Origin of the sequence: Xanthomonas sp. BRIP62409 (assembly GCF_003992965.1) — a bacterium.
Taxonomy (GTDB): Bacteria; Pseudomonadota; Gammaproteobacteria; order Xanthomonadales; family Xanthomonadaceae; genus Xanthomonas; species Xanthomonas euroxanthea.
This window is the reverse complement of sequence record NZ_QEZJ01000011.1, coordinates 1-15,136: the sequence shown is the minus strand read 5'-3', so window position 1 is coordinate 15,136 and position 15,136 is coordinate 1. Positions and strand designations below refer to the sequence as shown.

General features: G+C 66.6%; 14 protein-coding genes. 9 read left to right on the top strand and 5 right to left on the bottom strand.

Features of this window, described 5'->3' with window-relative positions; translation table 11 throughout:
- Nucleotides 1–30: 30 nt before the first annotated feature.
- The 3 genes from EO170_RS01975 to EO170_RS01965 form a co-directional block, all read right to left on the bottom strand.
- A complete protein-coding gene (locus tag EO170_RS01975; RefSeq protein ID WP_104583202.1) occupies nt 31–1,026 on the bottom strand; it encodes an aldo/keto reductase in 996 nt (331 codons plus the stop codon).
- 219 nt (nt 1,027–1,245) lie between these two features.
- Entirely contained in the window at nt 1,246–1,815 is a 570-nt protein-coding gene (locus EO170_RS01970) for a flavodoxin family protein (RefSeq protein ID WP_104583203.1), read from the bottom strand.
- Nucleotides 1,816–1,907: 92 nt separating this feature from the next.
- Nucleotides 1,908–2,801, bottom strand: coding sequence for a LysR family transcriptional regulator (locus EO170_RS01965; protein ID WP_126942138.1), 894 nt, complete (start codon nt 2,799–2,801; stop codon nt 1,908–1,910).
- Nucleotides 2,802–2,906: 105 nt separating this feature from the next.
- Here EO170_RS01965 and EO170_RS01960 point away from each other — a divergent pair, with 105 nt between their 5' ends.
- From EO170_RS01960 to EO170_RS01945, 4 genes are all read left to right on the top strand, one after another.
- A complete protein-coding gene (locus tag EO170_RS01960) occupies nt 2,907–3,323 on the top strand; it encodes a DoxX family protein (protein ID WP_104650188.1) in 417 nt (138 codons plus the stop codon).
- Between the two features lie 25 nt (nt 3,324–3,348).
- Nucleotides 3,349–4,146, top strand: a complete 798-nt coding sequence (locus EO170_RS01955) for a class III extradiol ring-cleavage dioxygenase (RefSeq protein WP_126942135.1) — start codon at nt 3,349–3,351, stop codon at nt 4,144–4,146.
- A 244-nt stretch (nt 4,147–4,390) separates the two neighbouring features.
- On the top strand, nt 4,391–5,635 hold the full coding sequence (locus EO170_RS01950; RefSeq protein ID WP_104650190.1) for a putative DNA modification/repair radical SAM protein: 1,245 nt from the start codon (nt 4,391–4,393) through the stop codon (nt 5,633–5,635).
- Nucleotides 5,636–5,827: 192 nt separating this feature from the next.
- Nucleotides 5,828–7,267 (top strand): UdgX family uracil-DNA binding protein, encoded by a 1,440-nt coding sequence (locus tag EO170_RS01945; protein ID WP_126942132.1) that lies wholly within the window; start codon nt 5,828–5,830, stop codon nt 7,265–7,267.
- A gap of 472 nt (nt 7,268–7,739) precedes the next feature.
- On the opposite strand, the gene EO170_RS01940 is transcribed toward EO170_RS01945, so the two are convergent.
- A complete protein-coding gene (locus EO170_RS01940; protein WP_164739931.1) occupies nt 7,740–8,297 on the bottom strand; it encodes a fasciclin domain-containing protein in 558 nt (185 codons plus the stop codon).
- A 324-nt stretch (nt 8,298–8,621) separates the two neighbouring features.
- Here EO170_RS01940 and EO170_RS01935 point away from each other — a divergent pair, with 324 nt between their 5' ends.
- From EO170_RS01935 to EO170_RS01920, 4 genes are all read left to right on the top strand, one after another.
- Complete coding sequence (locus EO170_RS01935) at nt 8,622–8,942, top strand: hypothetical protein (RefSeq protein ID WP_206513969.1); 321 nt, start codon at nt 8,622–8,624, stop codon at nt 8,940–8,942.
- Between the two features lie 386 nt (nt 8,943–9,328).
- Complete coding sequence (locus EO170_RS01930) at nt 9,329–10,966, top strand: Na+/H+ antiporter (RefSeq protein ID WP_104583208.1); 1,638 nt, start codon at nt 9,329–9,331, stop codon at nt 10,964–10,966.
- A gap of 442 nt (nt 10,967–11,408) precedes the next feature.
- Nucleotides 11,409–12,353, top strand: coding sequence for an ABC transporter ATP-binding protein (locus tag EO170_RS01925; RefSeq protein WP_126942129.1), 945 nt, complete (start codon nt 11,409–11,411; stop codon nt 12,351–12,353).
- Nucleotides 12,350–13,111 carry an ABC transporter permease gene (locus EO170_RS01920; protein WP_126942126.1) on the top strand — a complete coding sequence of 254 codons (762 nt, stop codon included), beginning with the start codon at nt 12,350–12,352 and terminating at the stop codon, nt 13,109–13,111. The genes EO170_RS01925 and EO170_RS01920 overlap by 4 nt, the downstream gene beginning before the upstream one ends.
- Before the next feature lie 529 nt (nt 13,112–13,640).
- Here the strand turns inward: EO170_RS01920 and EO170_RS01910 are convergent.
- A complete protein-coding gene (locus EO170_RS01910; RefSeq protein WP_104650193.1) occupies nt 13,641–13,907 on the bottom strand; it encodes a DUF3297 family protein in 267 nt (88 codons plus the stop codon).
- Between the two features lie 166 nt (nt 13,908–14,073).
- Between EO170_RS01910 and EO170_RS01905 the strand changes: the two genes are divergently transcribed.
- The gene (locus EO170_RS01905; protein ID WP_104583213.1) at nt 14,074–14,625 is read left to right on the top strand and encodes a hypothetical protein; all 552 of its coding nucleotides are present in this window, start codon (nt 14,074–14,076) and stop codon (nt 14,623–14,625) included.
- The last annotated feature ends 511 nt before the right edge of the window (nt 14,626–15,136 follow it).

The window sequence follows — 15,136 nt, the reverse complement described above, 5'->3', positions numbered from 1 at the left end:
CGCGGCGGCGTGCGCTTCCACGCGCACCGCTCAGCGGCTGAGCGCGCCCATCATCGCTTCCGGATAACGCGTCCCGGACGCGGCCTGCAGCGGGAAGATCGCATCGATGCGTGCGAGCTCGTCCGGCATCAGCGCCACGTCGAGCGCGCCAAGGTTTTCTTCCAGGTAGGCCAGCCGCTTGGTGCCCGGGATCGGCACCAGGTCCTGGCCCTGCGCCAACACCCAGGCCAGCGCCAGCTGCCCCGGCGTGATGCCCTTGTCGGCGGCGATCGCCTTGACCTGCTCCACCAGTTGCAGGTTGCGGGTGAAGTTCTCGCCCTGGAAACGCGGCGAATGGCGACGGTAATCGTCGGCGTCGAAGTCGTCGGGAGAGGCGAATGCGCCAGTCAGGAAACCGCGACCCAGCGGCGAATACGGAACGAATCCGATCCCCAGCTCGCGCACGGTTTCGAAGACGCCATTGTCCTCGGGCTCGCGCGACCACAGCGAATATTCGGTCTGCACCGCAGTGATGGGATGCACCGCATGCGCGCGGCGGATGGTGGCTGCGGCGGCTTCCGACAGCCCGAGGAAACGCACCTTGCCTTGTTCGACCAGGCGCGACATCGCACCCACCGTGTCTTCGATCGGCACGTTGGGATCCACGCGGTGCTGGTAGTACAGGTCGATATGCTCCACGCCCAGGCGGCGCAGGCTGGCTTCGCAGGCCGTTTGCACATAGTCCGGGCTGCCATCGATGCCGCGCACCGACGGGTCGTTGGGATCGAGCTTGATGCCGAATTTGGTGGCCAGGAACACCTCGTGCCGGCGCGCGGCGATGGCCTTGCCGACCAGGATTTCGTTGGTGTGCGGGCCGTACATGTCGGCGGTGTCGAGCAGGCTGACGCCGTGATCGAGGGCGCGGTGGATCACCGCGATCGAGGCGGCCTCGTCGCTGCGATTGCCGTAGAACGCGCTCATGCCCATGCAACCGAGGCCGAGCGCAGAAACGGTGGGGCCGGAACGGCCAAGCGTGCGGGTTTGCATGGTGGAGAAAACTCCGTGCGGCAAGGAAGGCAGGGGGAAGGATGCAGCGGCGTGCGTTAGCGCGATGTGGCCCGGGCGATGATGCGCGAGCAGGCAGGCATGGGGCCCGACATCACGCACCCGAACGCGCGCGACCGACCCAACAACCCGCACCTGTCAGCAGACCAGGGCCCACTGCCATGCACGGGTGTCGTGACGCGGACGCTACCAGCTGCCGCGTCAGCCCTTGAGCTTGCCGGCGAACTCGGCCACGCGCTTGCCGAGCAACTTGGCGGTTTCCAGATCGCCGCTGCGTGGCGCTTCTTCCGGCGAGGCATCGGAGGGCGAGATCGCCAGTGCGCCTGCCGAGCCGGCGGTCCAGTTGATGTCCTGAGGACCGTGCGCCTTGGTGTTGGCCGGCAGCAGACCGGTACCGACCCAGACCTGGCCGTGCTGCTGCGACAAGGTCCAGAAATACTGGATGGTGGCGTACTTGTCGCCGTTCACCGAGGCCGAGTTGGTGAAGCCGGCTGCGATCTTGTCCTTCCAGGCCTGCGCAAACCACGGCTTGGAGCTGGCGTCGGCAAACTTCTTGAACTGCCACGCCGGCCCGCCCATGTAGGTGGGGCTGCCGTAGATGATGGCGTCGGCGGCGCCGATCGCCTCCCAGGCGTCGTCGGGCAGGTTGCCGTCCTGGTCGATGCGGTACAGCGTGGCCTCGCCGACACTGGCGGCGCCGGCATGCACGGCTTCGGCCAGCTTGGTGGTGTGGCCGTAGCCGCTGAAATAGATGATGGCGATCTTGCTCATGCGCAGTCCTGTGGTCGGGGGGGAGCCGATTGTGACCACACATGCCGTGTCAGGTTAATGACCATCGACGGGACGTACTGTTGCCGGGCTCATCAGCGCCCGGCATCGCCCATGCGCTCGATCAGGTAATCGATGAAGCTGCGCACCTTCGGGGCCAGGTGGCTGCGGCTGGTATAGACGGCAAAGATGCCGATCTCCCCCAGCGCGTACTGCGGAAGGATGCGCACCAGCCGGCCGGCGGCCAGGTGCTCGTCGGCCAGGAAGTCCGGCTGCATCGCGATGCCCAGGCCGGCCACCGCCGCCGCGCTCAGCACATGCCCGTTGTTGGCACGCAGGTTGCCGTGGAGGCGCACCTCGCTATCGCCCTCGGGCCCATGGAAGCGCACCTCGTCGCCGTTGGGCGAGTAGTGGTACAGCAGGCAGTCGTGGCCGGCCAGGTCGGACGGATGCATCGGGGTGCCGGCACGAGCCAGGTAGGCCGGCGCCGCGCAGGGCACCAGGCGGACCGTGCCCAGGCGCCGGGCGATCAAGGTCGGCGCCGGCTGGCGGGTGATGCGGATGGCCACATCGAAGCCTTCCTCGACCATGTCGACCAGCCGGTCCGACAGCGACAGGTCCAGTTCCACCTGCGGGTAGCGCGCGCAGAAGTCCGGCAGCAGCGCGGCCAGGCGCTCGATGCCGTAACTCACCGGCGCGTTGACGCGCAGCACGCCGGCCGGCTCCAGTGCCTGCGCGCCGACCGTGGCCTCCAGATCGTCCAGGTCGGCCAGCAGTTGCAGACAGCGCTGGTAGTACGCAGTGCCGGCACTGGTCAGGCTGACCCGCCGGGTGGTGCGGTTGAGCAGGCGCGTGCCCAGCCGTTGCTCGAGCGCGGCGACCTGCCGGGTCACGCTGGCGGTGGAACGGTCCAGCGCATCGGCGGCGGCGCTGAAGCCGCTGCGTTCGGCTACCGCTGCAAACACGCGCATCGCATCGAGGGTATCCATCGGTATCCGATTGTTGCCTTGAGTGCAATAAATTATCCGAAGTGAAGCTATTTATCAGAAATTTGTAAGCAATACGCTGTGCAGGTCCTCACTGGAGTCCGTCCAATGTCCACCTCCCTCGCTTCCCCGCGTACCGCCGCCTATGGCGCGGCCTTGCTGCGCATCAGTCTGGGCGCGCTGTTTCTGGTGCATGGCCTAATCAAGTTGCTGGTGTTCACCCCGGCCGGCACCGTGGCCTATTTCCAGTCGCTCGGCCTGCCGGGCGCGCTGGCCTACCTCACCATCGCGCTGGAGCTCGGCCTGGGCCTGTCCATGCTGCTGGGCATCTACGCACGCTGGGTCGGGCTGCTGGGGGTGCCGCTGCTGCTGGGCACCATCATCAGCGTGCATGGCGGCAATGGCTTCGGCTTCTCCAATCCGGGCGGCGGCTGGGAATACCCGGCGCTGTGGGCGGTGTTGCTGGTCGTGCAATCGCTGCTTGGCGAGGGCGCGTGGGCGCTGAAGCCGGCGCGTCGAGGCTGATGATCGTTCTTCCGAGGAGTGCGCCATGAGCCGTTTGCCTTCCCTGTACATCTCGCACGGATCGCCGATGACCGCCTTGCAGCCGGGGCAGGTCGGCGAGCGCCTGGCCGAGCTTGCGCAGACCTTGCCGCAGCCGCGCGCGATCGTCGTGGCGTCCGCGCATTGGCTGGGCCGCCGCCCGCTGGTCAGTGGCGCGCTGCAGCCGCCGACCATCCATGACTTCGGCGGTTTTCCGGCACCGCTGTACGAACTGGAGTATCCCGCACCCGGCGAGCCGGCGCTGGCGCAGCAGATCGTGCGCCGGCTGGAGCAGGCCGGCCTGCATCCGCACCTGGACCCGCAGCGCGGCTTCGATCATGGCGTGTGGGTGCCGCTGCGCCTGCTGTATCCGGCCGCCGGGATTCCGGTGGTGTCGGTGTCGATCCAGCCCGAGCTGGGGCCGGCGCACCAGTTTGCGGTCGGCCGCGCGCTGGCACCGCTGCGCGAGGACGGCGTGCTGGTGGTCGGCTCCGGCAGCATCACCCATAACCTGCACGACTTCCGCCACGGTTACAGCGCCGAGCGCGAGGCGCCGTATGTGCGGCCCTTCATCGAGTGGACCGAGCGCAAGCTGGTCCAGGACGACATCGCCGCGCTGCTGGACTATCGCCGGCAGGCGCCGCACGCCGCGCGCGCGCATCCCACCGACGAGCACCTGTTGCCGCTGTACGTGGCGATGGGCGCGGCCGGCGGGGACCGGCTCGGCGCACAGCGCATCGATGCCGGCATCGATGCGGGGTTTCTGGCGATGGATATCTACCGGTTCGATGGCGATCCATGCTGATCGCGTGTGCGGGCCCGGTCGTCGCCTGAGCCGTGGCGAGCGCGGCACGCCTGCACCGTGGTCATTGTCTACGGTGCAGGCAGCGCGCCGGACCGGCGGCCACGGGGCACCGCGCAACCGCCGGCACTGCAGCCACCACCAGGTATGGTGCCGATAAGCATCGGCAGCGCAGCGCTCTGAAGCATTCACGATGACGCGCGCTGCAGTCTCACAGGCTGAGACTGCAGCGCGACATGCTGCTCGCGTGAAAATCCTCGACAAACTCGCAGTCCTGGCCGATGCGGCCAAATACGACGCGTCCTGCGCCTCCAGTGGCGCGAACAAGCGCAATTCGCTCGGGACCGGCGGGGTCGGCAGCACCGAGGGCATGGGGATCTGCCACTCGTACACACCCGACGGCCGCTGCGTGTCGCTGTTGAAGATCCTGCTCACCAACTTCTGCGTGTTCGATTGCGCGTATTGCGTCAACCGTGTCTCCAGCAACGTGCGCCGGGCGCGCTTCACGCCGGAAGAAGTGGTCACGCTGACGCTGGACTTCTACAAGCGCAATTACATCGAAGGCCTGTTCCTGTCCAGCGGCATCATCCGCAACTCCGACTACACGATGGAGCAGCTGGTGGAAGTGGCGCGGCAGCTGCGCGAGGTGCATCACTTCGCCGGCTACATCCACCTCAAGACCATTCCCGATGCCGCGCCCGACCTGCTGGCTGCCGCCGGCCGCTATGCCGACCGCCTGAGCATCAACGTGGAACTGCCGACCGAGCAGGGGTTGACGCTGCTGGCGCCGGAAAAAAGCGTCGGCGGCATCCGTTCGGCCATGGGCGAGTTGCGCTGGCGCATCGAAGAAAACCAGCTGGAGCGCAAGGCCGAAAAGGTGCGCCGTGCCAAGCCGCCGCGCTTTGCGCCGGCCGGGCAGAGCACGCAGATGATCGTCGGCGCCGACGATGCCAACGACCGCAGCATCCTGGACACCAGCCACAATCTCTACGGCAACTACCGGATGCGTCGGGTGTATTACTCGGCCTTCAGCCCGATCCCGGATGCCTCGTCCAAACTGCCGTTGCAGGCGCCGCCGCTGCAGCGCGAGCACCGGCTGTATCAGGCCGACTGGCTGCTGCGCTTCTACGAATTCAGCGTGGAGGAAATCGCGCCAACCCAGTCCAGCGGCATGCTCGACCTGGACGTGGACCCGAAGCTGGCCTGGGCGCTGCGCAATCCCGAGCGCTTTCCGGTGGACCTGAACGTGGCGCCGCGCGAGATGCTGCTGCGGGTGCCAGGCCTGGGCACCCGCAACGTGGACCGGCTGCTGTTGTCGCGCCGGCATGCGCGCCTGCGGGTGGGCGATCTGGCGCGGTTGCGGGTGCCGATGAAGAAGCTGCTGCCGTTCGTGAGTGTGCTGGACCATCATCCGCGCCAGCGCCTGGACGATCCGGTACGCTTGCGCGCGCAACTGGCGCCAGCGCCCAGGCAGGCGAGTCTGTTCGATTGAGATCGCAGCTCTCCGCCAGCGTTCGGCGTATCGCCGCTTCGGCTGGCTTCTCCCCTGTTGCCGGCCAAGGCGCCCGAAGGGCGGATAAGGATGGCATCAAGCGCAAAGGCGCCACCCAGCACCAGTGCTTACCCAGGAACACGACGCTGTTGCCAATCCCCAATCCCTCAATCCCCAATCCCGACCACCGCGATGTTCAACGCTGACGTTGCGCCGGGCTGGAGCCTTGACGCATGGCGTGCGCTGGCGCGGGCGGGGTGGTGCGCGCAGGTGGAGCCGGACTCCATCGCGTGGAATGGCGGAGCGCAGGGCGGCCTGTTGATGGGGCAGGGGCTGCTGGATCTGCCGGCCGTGGTTGCGCCGCCGCGGGTGTCGGCCGCGTTCCTGCAGATGGCGGGGGCAGTGCTGTGTCATCGCGATCCGCAGCGCCATGCGGTGCTGTACCGCTTGTTGTGGCGGGTGGCGAGCGGAGAGCGCGCGCTGCTGGAGCGGGCCACCGATGTCGATGTGCATCGGGTGACGCAGTGGCAAAAGGCGGTGCAGCGCGACACCCACAAGATGAAGGCGTTCGTGCGCTTTCGGCGTTTGCCGGTGGAAGAGGAAGACTTCGTGGCGTGGTTCGAGCCCGAGCACTGGATCGTGGACCGGGTGGGGCCGTTTTTCGCGCGCCGCTTCGCCGGCATGCGCTGGGCGATCCTCACCCCGTATCGCAGCGTGCGCTGGGATGGCGAGGCATTGACGTTCGGCGAGGGCGCCGTGCGTACCCAGGTGCCGGCCGACGATGCGCAGGAGACGCTCTGGCGCACCTACTACGCGCATATCTTCAATCCGGCGCGGCTCAACCCGACCATGATGCGGCAGGAAATGCCGCAGAAATACTGGAAGAACCTGCCCGAGGCGCGCTTGCTGCCGGAGCTGATCCGCGAGGCCGGCGTGCGCGTGCGCGAGATGGCCGAGCGTGCGCCCGAGCCGGTGCGGCGGCGCGTGCCGGTAGCGCCAACGCCGATCCCGGAAGTGGCCACGCAAAGCCTGGCGCAGTTGCGCGTGGCCGCGCGCGATTGCCGGCGCTGCGCATTATGGCAACCGGCAACGCAGACGGTGTTCGGCGAGGGGCCGAGCGATGCGTCGGTGATGGTGATCGGCGAGCAGCCCGGCGACGAAGAGGATCTGAGCGGGCGTCCGTTCGTCGGGCCGGCCGGGCGTTTGTTCAATAGGGCACTGGACGAGATCGGTCTCGATCGCACCACGGTCTACGTGACCAATGCGGTCAAGCATTTCCGTTTCGAGCAACGTGGCAAGCGGCGTCTGCATCGCAACCCGGAACGCTCGCATGTGCAGGCCTGCAGTGGCTGGTTGCAGGCCGAGCGCGCGCAGCTGCGTCCGGCACAGATCGTGTGCCTGGGTGCGACCGCCGCACAGGCGGTGTTGGGAAACAGCTTCCGCCTGATGCAGCAGCGTGGCCAGTGGCTGCGGCTGGACGACGGCACGCCGGTGCTGACCACCGTGCATCCCTCATGGGTCTTGCGGCAGGGCTCGGAGGCCGCGCGCGAGGACGGCTACCGCGGATTTGTCGCCGACCTGCGCCAGTTGCTGGATGCACCGAGCGCTGCAGCGCGCGCGGCGCGGACATAAAAATGCGCGTGCAAGTGCACGCGCACGGTGTCGGAGAATGATGACACCAAGTGGGCCACTGGCGAGCCAGTGGTCCTCACCGCCGCTTCGCGGTGTGGTGGCGCTGCCTGGACCCTGTTTCCAGGCACACGCGGATTCGCAATTGAACAATGTCTGCACGTTGTAACGTGCAGCTGATGCGCTGGCGTTGTAGTGCAACGCCAGCGTAGCCAAACACGTCAAGCAAGAGCGGCCCGTAAGGACTGCTACATGGCCGTCAGGCAGGTGCGGCCAGTGTGCGAAATCGGCATGCACCGCCGGAACGCCCGGCGTCGAGCGCACCGTCCGCGCTTACCGGAGTGCTTGTCATGCCTCATCTCCACGCTTAAACCGCCGGCTTGCGCAAATCGTTGTCGATCCACCGACGGAACGTGGCTGCGTTCCGCCGAGGGAGGCATGTGCATGCAACCGCCTGCTTCACAGCAAGACCCAGTTACGGCATCAACACCTTATCGACCACATGGATCACGCCATTGCTCTGCATGACATCGGCAATGGTGACGTTGGCGGTGTTGCCCTTGGCATCGGTGATGGTGACCTTCTTGCCGTTGAGCTTGGCGGTCAGTGCCTCGCCCTGCACGGTGGTCAGCGTCGCGCTCCCACCACCGGCCTTGATCTTGGCGATCAACGAGGCAGCGTCGACCTTGCCCGGTACCACGTGGTAGGTCAGCACCTTGGTCAGCGTGGGCTTGGATTCGGGCTTGAGCAGGGTGTCCACCGTGCCGGCCGGCAGTGCGGCGAATGCGGCATTGGTCGGGGCAAAGACGGTGAACGGGCCCGGCCCCTTCAGCGTGTCGACCAGGCCGGCGGCCTTGACCGCGGCGACCAGGGTGGTGTGGTCCTTGGAGTTGACGGCATTGTCGACAATGTCCTTGGTCACCAGCATCGGCGCACCGCCCACGGTCGGGTTCGATGCGGCGTAGGCGGGGGCCATTGCGCTGGTCAGGGCGATGGCAGTGGCGACGGCAAGCGACTGGAATGAGGTCTTCATGAGGCATCGATCCTTTGGGTAGGCGACTGCCCGGTTGGCAATCGTGTGCTCAGATACGCGGGTGGATGCAGCGCGGATGCATCACGCCGTGTTTACACAGGCGTGCGCGATACAGCATTCAGGGCACGCTCCTGCGCGCGACGTCGCACTTGCGCCGTGTAGCCTCGCGCCAACGGCGGCCATCCTTGTTGGGGGCGGATGCAGATCATGGTGTTGAAAGTCGCTGTCCGGCATCCGCATTCGCGGGCGACATGGCGCACCGAATCACGCACAAGGTCTTAGATGCATGAAGCGGAAAATTCGACTCACGCACAAAGCTCGTAGATGCATGACGCGGAAAATCGACGGCACGCGTTTTCGCGGGCCCACATCGAGGTGGTCGATGCCGACGATGCCGACAATGGCGGCGCAGGCAACTACCCGGTGCACCTCACGCTCGTGGAAGATGCCAGCGGCAAGACGATCGGCCAGCAGATGGTCGGTGCGCAGTGGCCGTATGCCTTCAGGCAGAAGCCCAGGGTGGTCGAGGTGATGGGGAGTCACCTCGCTTCCAGGCTGACACTGCAGGAAGCAACCTTCATCGTCGCGGTCGAGACCACGCGGCAATCGACGCTGCATGCGAAGAAGCACGTTCGCCACGCCTGATCGCGTTGTCGCCGGTGAGCTGCCTGCAAGGCGGCTAACGCAGCAACTGCGCTTTTCGCAGGCGGTGTGCGTGGTCGGCAGTGTTGCCGTTGCTGGCGTTGCAGCGGCCGACCATCGGGTCAGGCCGTGGGCCTGGGCAGGGTACTGCCGCACCATCGGGCCGGCGTCCATCCGCTGGCGTATCCAACGGCGCCAGCGCCATACGGATGGGCAACCGCGTGGCATCGACACGGGCGCATGGCAGCTCTGCCGCAGCCTGTGGCGCGCCAGTCAGGGGGCACAGAGGTTTCATCGCCGGGTGCAAACCGGTATGTTTCCGTTGGCACGTGGTGGTGCGTTGCACTCTGCGTTGCCGCACGCGCACTGTTTTTTCTTCCGGGTTTTCCATGCATTCGATCGATGTCGTCCTCGCCATGTTGCTGGCGGTCGCGGCCAGCGGTTATCTGATCCGCATCCTGCCGTTCTCCTTGCCCCTGCCGTTGGTCCAGATTGCGCTTGGCGCGGTGGTCTCGGGTGTGTTCGATGCCGGGCATGAGCTGGAACCGGAGCTGTTCTTCCTGCTGTTCCTGCCGCCGCTGCTGTTTCTGGATGGCTGGCGCATTCCCAAACAAGGCCTGTTCCGCGACAAGGCCGCCATCCTCGAGCTGGCGCTGGGGCTGGTGGTGTTCACCGTGGTCGGCGCGGGCCTGCTGATCCATTGGCTGATCCCGGCGATGCCGCTGGCGGTGGCCTTCGCGCTGGCGGCGATCATCTCGCCGACCGATCCGGTGGCGGTGTCCTCGATCGCCTCCAAGGTGCCGATCCCCAAGCGGCTGATGCACATCCTGGAAGGCGAGTCGCTGCTCAACGATGCCTCCGGGCTGGTGTGCTTCCAGTTTGCGGTGGCCGCGGTGCTGACCGGCAGCTTCTCGATCGCCACCGCCTCGCTGACCTTCCTGTGGGTGGCCTTGGCCGGGCTGGCGCTGGGCGTGGCCACCACCTTCGGCCTGAGCCGCATCCAGGCCTGGATCTGGCGCCACTTCGGCGAGGAGCCGGGTTCGGCGATCCTGGTCAATCTGCTGACCCCGTTCGCGGCCTATCTGCTGGCCGAGGCCTTCCATGCCTCCGGCATCCTGGCCGCAGTGGCGGCTGGCGTCACCATGAGCTACGTGGAAATGGCCGGCAACGCGCCGGGCAACATGCGGCTGCAGCGTTCGGCGGTGTGGGACACGGTGCAGTTCACCTTCAACGGCATCATCTTCGTGCTGCTGGGCGAGCAGTTGCCGGGCATCCTGGACGGGGCGGTGCGCAGCGTGCAGGAAGCCGGGCACCTCAATCCGTGGTGGCTGGCGGTGTACGTGGCCACCATCAGCGCCAGCCTGATGGCGCTGCGCTTCGTATGGGTCTTCCTGTCGCTGCGCTGGAACATCTTCAAGGCGCAGTGGCGCGGCGAGCAGCATGTCAGCCCGCCGTGGCGCATCGTGGTGGCGGTCTCGCTGGCCGGCGTGCGCGGTGCGATCACCCTGGCCGGCGTGCTCACGCTGCCGTTGATGCTGGAAGACGGCTCGCCGTTTCCTGCGCGCCAGCTGGCGATCTTCCTGGCCGCCTCGGTGATCCTGGTGTCGTTGCTGGTGGCCAGCGTGGCCTTGCCGCGGCTGCTGCGCGGGCTGGAGCTGCCCGAAGAGGAAGACGAACAGCTCAAGGAAGACCTGGCGGTGAAGGCCGCCTCGCAGGCTGCGCTGGAGGCGGTGGAAAAACTGCGCCAGCGCCTGGTGGAGGACAGCCGGCATGCCGAGCGCTACAACGCCGCCGCCAACCAGGTCAGCCAGCGCTATCAACGCAAGCTCGGTGCGGTGGACATGGCCGAGACCGATCCGGAAGAGGCCGGTGCCTACGAACAGGCGCTGCGCCAGTTCCGCCATGCCGCGCTGGTGGCCGAGCGCAACGAGTTGTTCAAGCTGGCCAGGCGCCGCGAGATTTCCGATGACCTGTCGCGCCGGCTGGTGCGCAACCTGGATCTGATCGAGTCGCGCAAGCGCGCTTGAGCGCGCTTGCGCGCGCGGGAATCGGGAATCGGGAATCGGGAATCGCAAAAGCCAGGCAATGGCCACGGCCATCGTAGGAGCGCACCAGGGCGCGACCGGGCTGTCCCGACACACGTCCAGGCGTACCGGCTCGGGAATCGGAAATCGCAGCGGCCAGGACGATGACTACGGCTGCGCTAGGAGCGCACCCGGGCGCGAGAGGCGTTCTCTGGACAGCCCCGTCGCGCCCAGGTGCGCTCCTACGACACCGCGCGCGCCACGAGGATGTAAGCATCGCAGCCCTTGAGCCGACGCAATGCGCAACCTGCCGGTCTTATCCGTGTGCAGCGGGCACCAGGCACCAGGCAAACCACGGGTCGGGAGACACCATCCCACCAGACCCCCTCCCATCGTCACGGCACGCGGCCTAACCTGTGGCGCTTATCGTTGCCATGCACAGCCCATGACACCCATCGTTTCCATCCAGGGATTGAGCAAGACCTACGCCGGCGGTTTCCAGGCGCTCAAGCAGGTGGATCTGGACATCCAGCGCGGCGAGATCTTCGCGCTGCTCGGTCCCAACGGCGCCGGCAAGACCACGCTGATCAGCATCATCTGCGGGCTGATCAACCCCAGCACCGGCACCGTGGTGGCCGACGGCCACGACATCGTGCGCGACTACCGCGCCGCGCGTGCCAGCATCGGCCTGGTGCCGCAGGAGCTGGCCACCGACGCGTTCGAAACCGTGTGGGCCACCGTGCGCTTCAGCCGCGGCCTGTTCGGCAAGCCGGCCAATACGGCGTATCTGGAAACGGTGCTGCGCGAACTTTCGCTGTGGGACAAGCGCCACAACAAGATCTCCACGCTGTCCGGCGGCATGAAGCGGCGCGTCTTGATTGCCAAGGCGCTGGCGCACGAGCCGCGCATCCTGTTCCTGGACGAGCCCACCGCCGGCGTGGACGTGGAGTTGCGTCACGACATGTGGCAGATGGTGCGGCGGCTGCGCGAGCAGGGCACCACGGTGATCCTGACCACCCATTACATCGAGGAAGCCGAAGACATGGCCGACCGGGTCGGGGTGATCAACCGCGGCGAGCTGGTGCTGGTGGAAGACAAGCACACGCTGATGCGCAAGCTCGGCAAGAAGCAGCTCACGCTGAGCCTGCAGGCGCCGCTGCAGGCCATCCCCGCCGCGCTGGGCGATCTGCCGCTGGAACTGGCGGCCGACGGCAACAGCCTGGTCTACACCTTCGACACCCAGGCCGAGCAGACCGGCATCGGCGCATTGCTGCGCCGGCTCAACGAGCAGGGCATCGACTTCAAGGATCTGCATTCCAGCGAGAGCTCGCTGGAGGAGATCTTCGTCAACCTGGTGCATGGCGCCCGCAACGTGGAGGTGCGCGCATGAACCGGCATGCGATCGCGGCGATCTACCGCTTCGAAATGGCGCGCGCCTTCCGCACGCTGACCCAGTCGATCGCCTCGCCGGTGTTGTCGACCTCGCTGTATTTCGTGGTGTTCGGCGCGGCGATCGGCTCGCGCATGGGCGACATCGACGGCATCAGCTACGGCGCCTTCATCATCCCCGGGCTGGTGATGCTGTCGCTGCTCAACGAGAGCATCTCCAATGCCTCGTTCGGCATCTACATGCCGCGCTGGGCCGGCACCATCTACGAGGTGCTGTCAGCGCCGGTGGCGTGGTGGGAGATCGTGATCGGCTATGTGGGCGCGGCGGCGACCAAGTCGGTGTTGCTCGGCTTGCTGATCCTGCTCACCGCGCGGCTGTTCGTGCCGTACCAGATCGCGCACCCGGTGTGGATGCTGGGCTTTCTGGTGCTCACCGCACTGACCTTCAGCCTGTTCGGTTTCATCATCGGCATCTGGGCCGACGGCTTCGAGAAGCTGCAGGTGATCCCGCTGATGGTGGTGACGCCGCTGACCTTCCTGGGCGGCAGTTTCTACTCGATCAACATGCTGCCGCCGCTGTGGCAGAAGGTCACCTTGTTCAATCCGGTGGTGTACCTGATCAGCGGGTTCCGCTGGAGTTTCTACGGCAAGGCCGACGTGCACATCGCAGTGAGCACCGGCATGACCTTCCTGTTCCTGCTGGTGTGCCTGGGCGTGGTGGCGGCAATCTTCCGCAGCGGTTACCGGCTCAAGGCCTGAGGGGTGGATGCAGTGGTTTGGTCGGCCGCATCCTGGTGGATGCCGTCGGACGTCCAGGTCAAACGCGTCGGAAGTCAGATCAATCGCGGAGTGGGTCGAGTGCGCGGTGCCCTCGCCGCTCGCGGGATACGCCGTAAACCCATCCATGTAGGCTCGGTGGCGGCATCCATGCCGCCACACGGTCCCGCAACCGGTGAGGACACCGCACCAGAAAGTCTGCTGGTTGTTTGAAAGCCATGAACACCGACCATCGCGACTGGTCCTTGCGCGCCTACCGTGGCGGGACCTTACGCGGCATGGATGCCGCGTAAGAGCCTGCATGGACGTACTTGCGGCATGTCCCGGGATGGCGGGCGGGCAAGGACCCTGCAGCCAAGTCGCAGATCAGTTGCGAATGCGCCAGTCATCGCTGCTACACGAACGTCCTTGCAGCGTGTCCTGCGAGGGTGGGCGGGCAAGGGCCCCGCAGCAAACTCGCCGCCCGGCAGCTCTGCAATGGAACAGCGTGAGGTAGTTTGGTCAGCCGCGCTTACTCGGCAGCAGGCTTGGCGTCGCCCTTGGTGTCCAGGAAGTAGGCCACCACCTCGCCCTTGATCTTCATCGTCATCGGGTTGCCGCGACGGTCGCGGGCCTTGCCGACCTGCACCTTGATCCAGCCTTCGCTGACCGAATACTCCTCCACGTTGTCGCGTTCGACACCGTTGAAGCGCACGCCGATGCCGCGGTTGAGGGCGTCGGCATCGTGGAACGGGCTGCGTGCATCGATGGCCAGATGATCGGGAGGGGTATCGCTCATGGGAAAGGCGTCATGGCGGCCGGGATGGCCGTCTTCGGCCGCACAGGATACGGGCCCGCGCTGCGAAGATCAGCCCCGGCACTGCGTGCGCATGCGCCGGGCGGTTTGCGTGCGCGCCGCCAGGCCTCCACACTTCACGCCTGCACTCCTGAGGACCCAGACCGCCATGCCCGATAACAGCGCCGACTACGAAGACGACGAAGGCCTGCAGCCCGAGGGCGACGAAGACGATGTCGACGACCACCCGGCGCGGGTGTGGAATCTGTTGGTGCTGATCAACCCCGGCGACGAAGACACCGCATTGGGTCAGTTCGATACCTGGCGCGAAGCGCAGGCCGACCTGGATGACGACGAGGGCGACGATGCCTGGTTGTGGGCCTTGAAGGATGCGATCGACTGGCGCTCGGGTTTCTTTGTGGACTGGAAGGACACCGACGCGTTCATTGCCGCCATCGACGAACTCAGCGCGCGCTGGAACCTGCGCATCGACTGGGGTGGCGACCTGGATGACGAGGAGTTTGCCAGCGATCTGAGTGTGCCGGACCTGATGGCGGTGGCCTACGATCGTCTGCGCGAGCACGGCTACTCGCTGTGGAACTGGAACACAGGTGGCGACGCCTATGCCGGCTGGATCGCCCTCAGCCGCGACGACGACGCCATGCTGGCGCTGACCTCGCTGCTGGGGGTCGAGGTGCGGCTGGGGAACGAAGCATTCTGAGGGCCGGGAGTGGGGATTCGCGAGAGCGGTCCCCGGGTGCGTGCGTCTGGCTGGCATTGTCCGCGGCCAGGTGATTGCCCCGTAGGAGCGTGCCTGCGCGCGACAGGCGTTACCGGGACAGCCCCTCGCGCTCAGGCGCGCTCCTACAACGGCGTGGCGTCATGGTGCAGAGGGGGATGCCGCCGTCGTGACGTTGCAGGCCTCTTTACCAGGAGGCTTACACGGCCCAGCGATTGCCCGGTAGGAGCGTGCCTGCGCGCGACAGGCGTTACCGGGACAGCCCCTCGCGCTCGGGCGCGCGCCTACAACGGCGTGGCGTCATGGTGTAGAGGGGGATGCCGCCGTCGTGATGTTGCAGGCCTCCTTACCATGAGGCTTACACGGCCCAGCGATTGCCCCGTAGGAGCGTGCCTGCGCGCGACGGGCGTTACCGGGACAGCCCTTCGCGCTCGGCGCGCGCAGGCACGCTCCTACGGGGCAATCGCTGGGCCGTGTAAGCCTCATGGTAAGG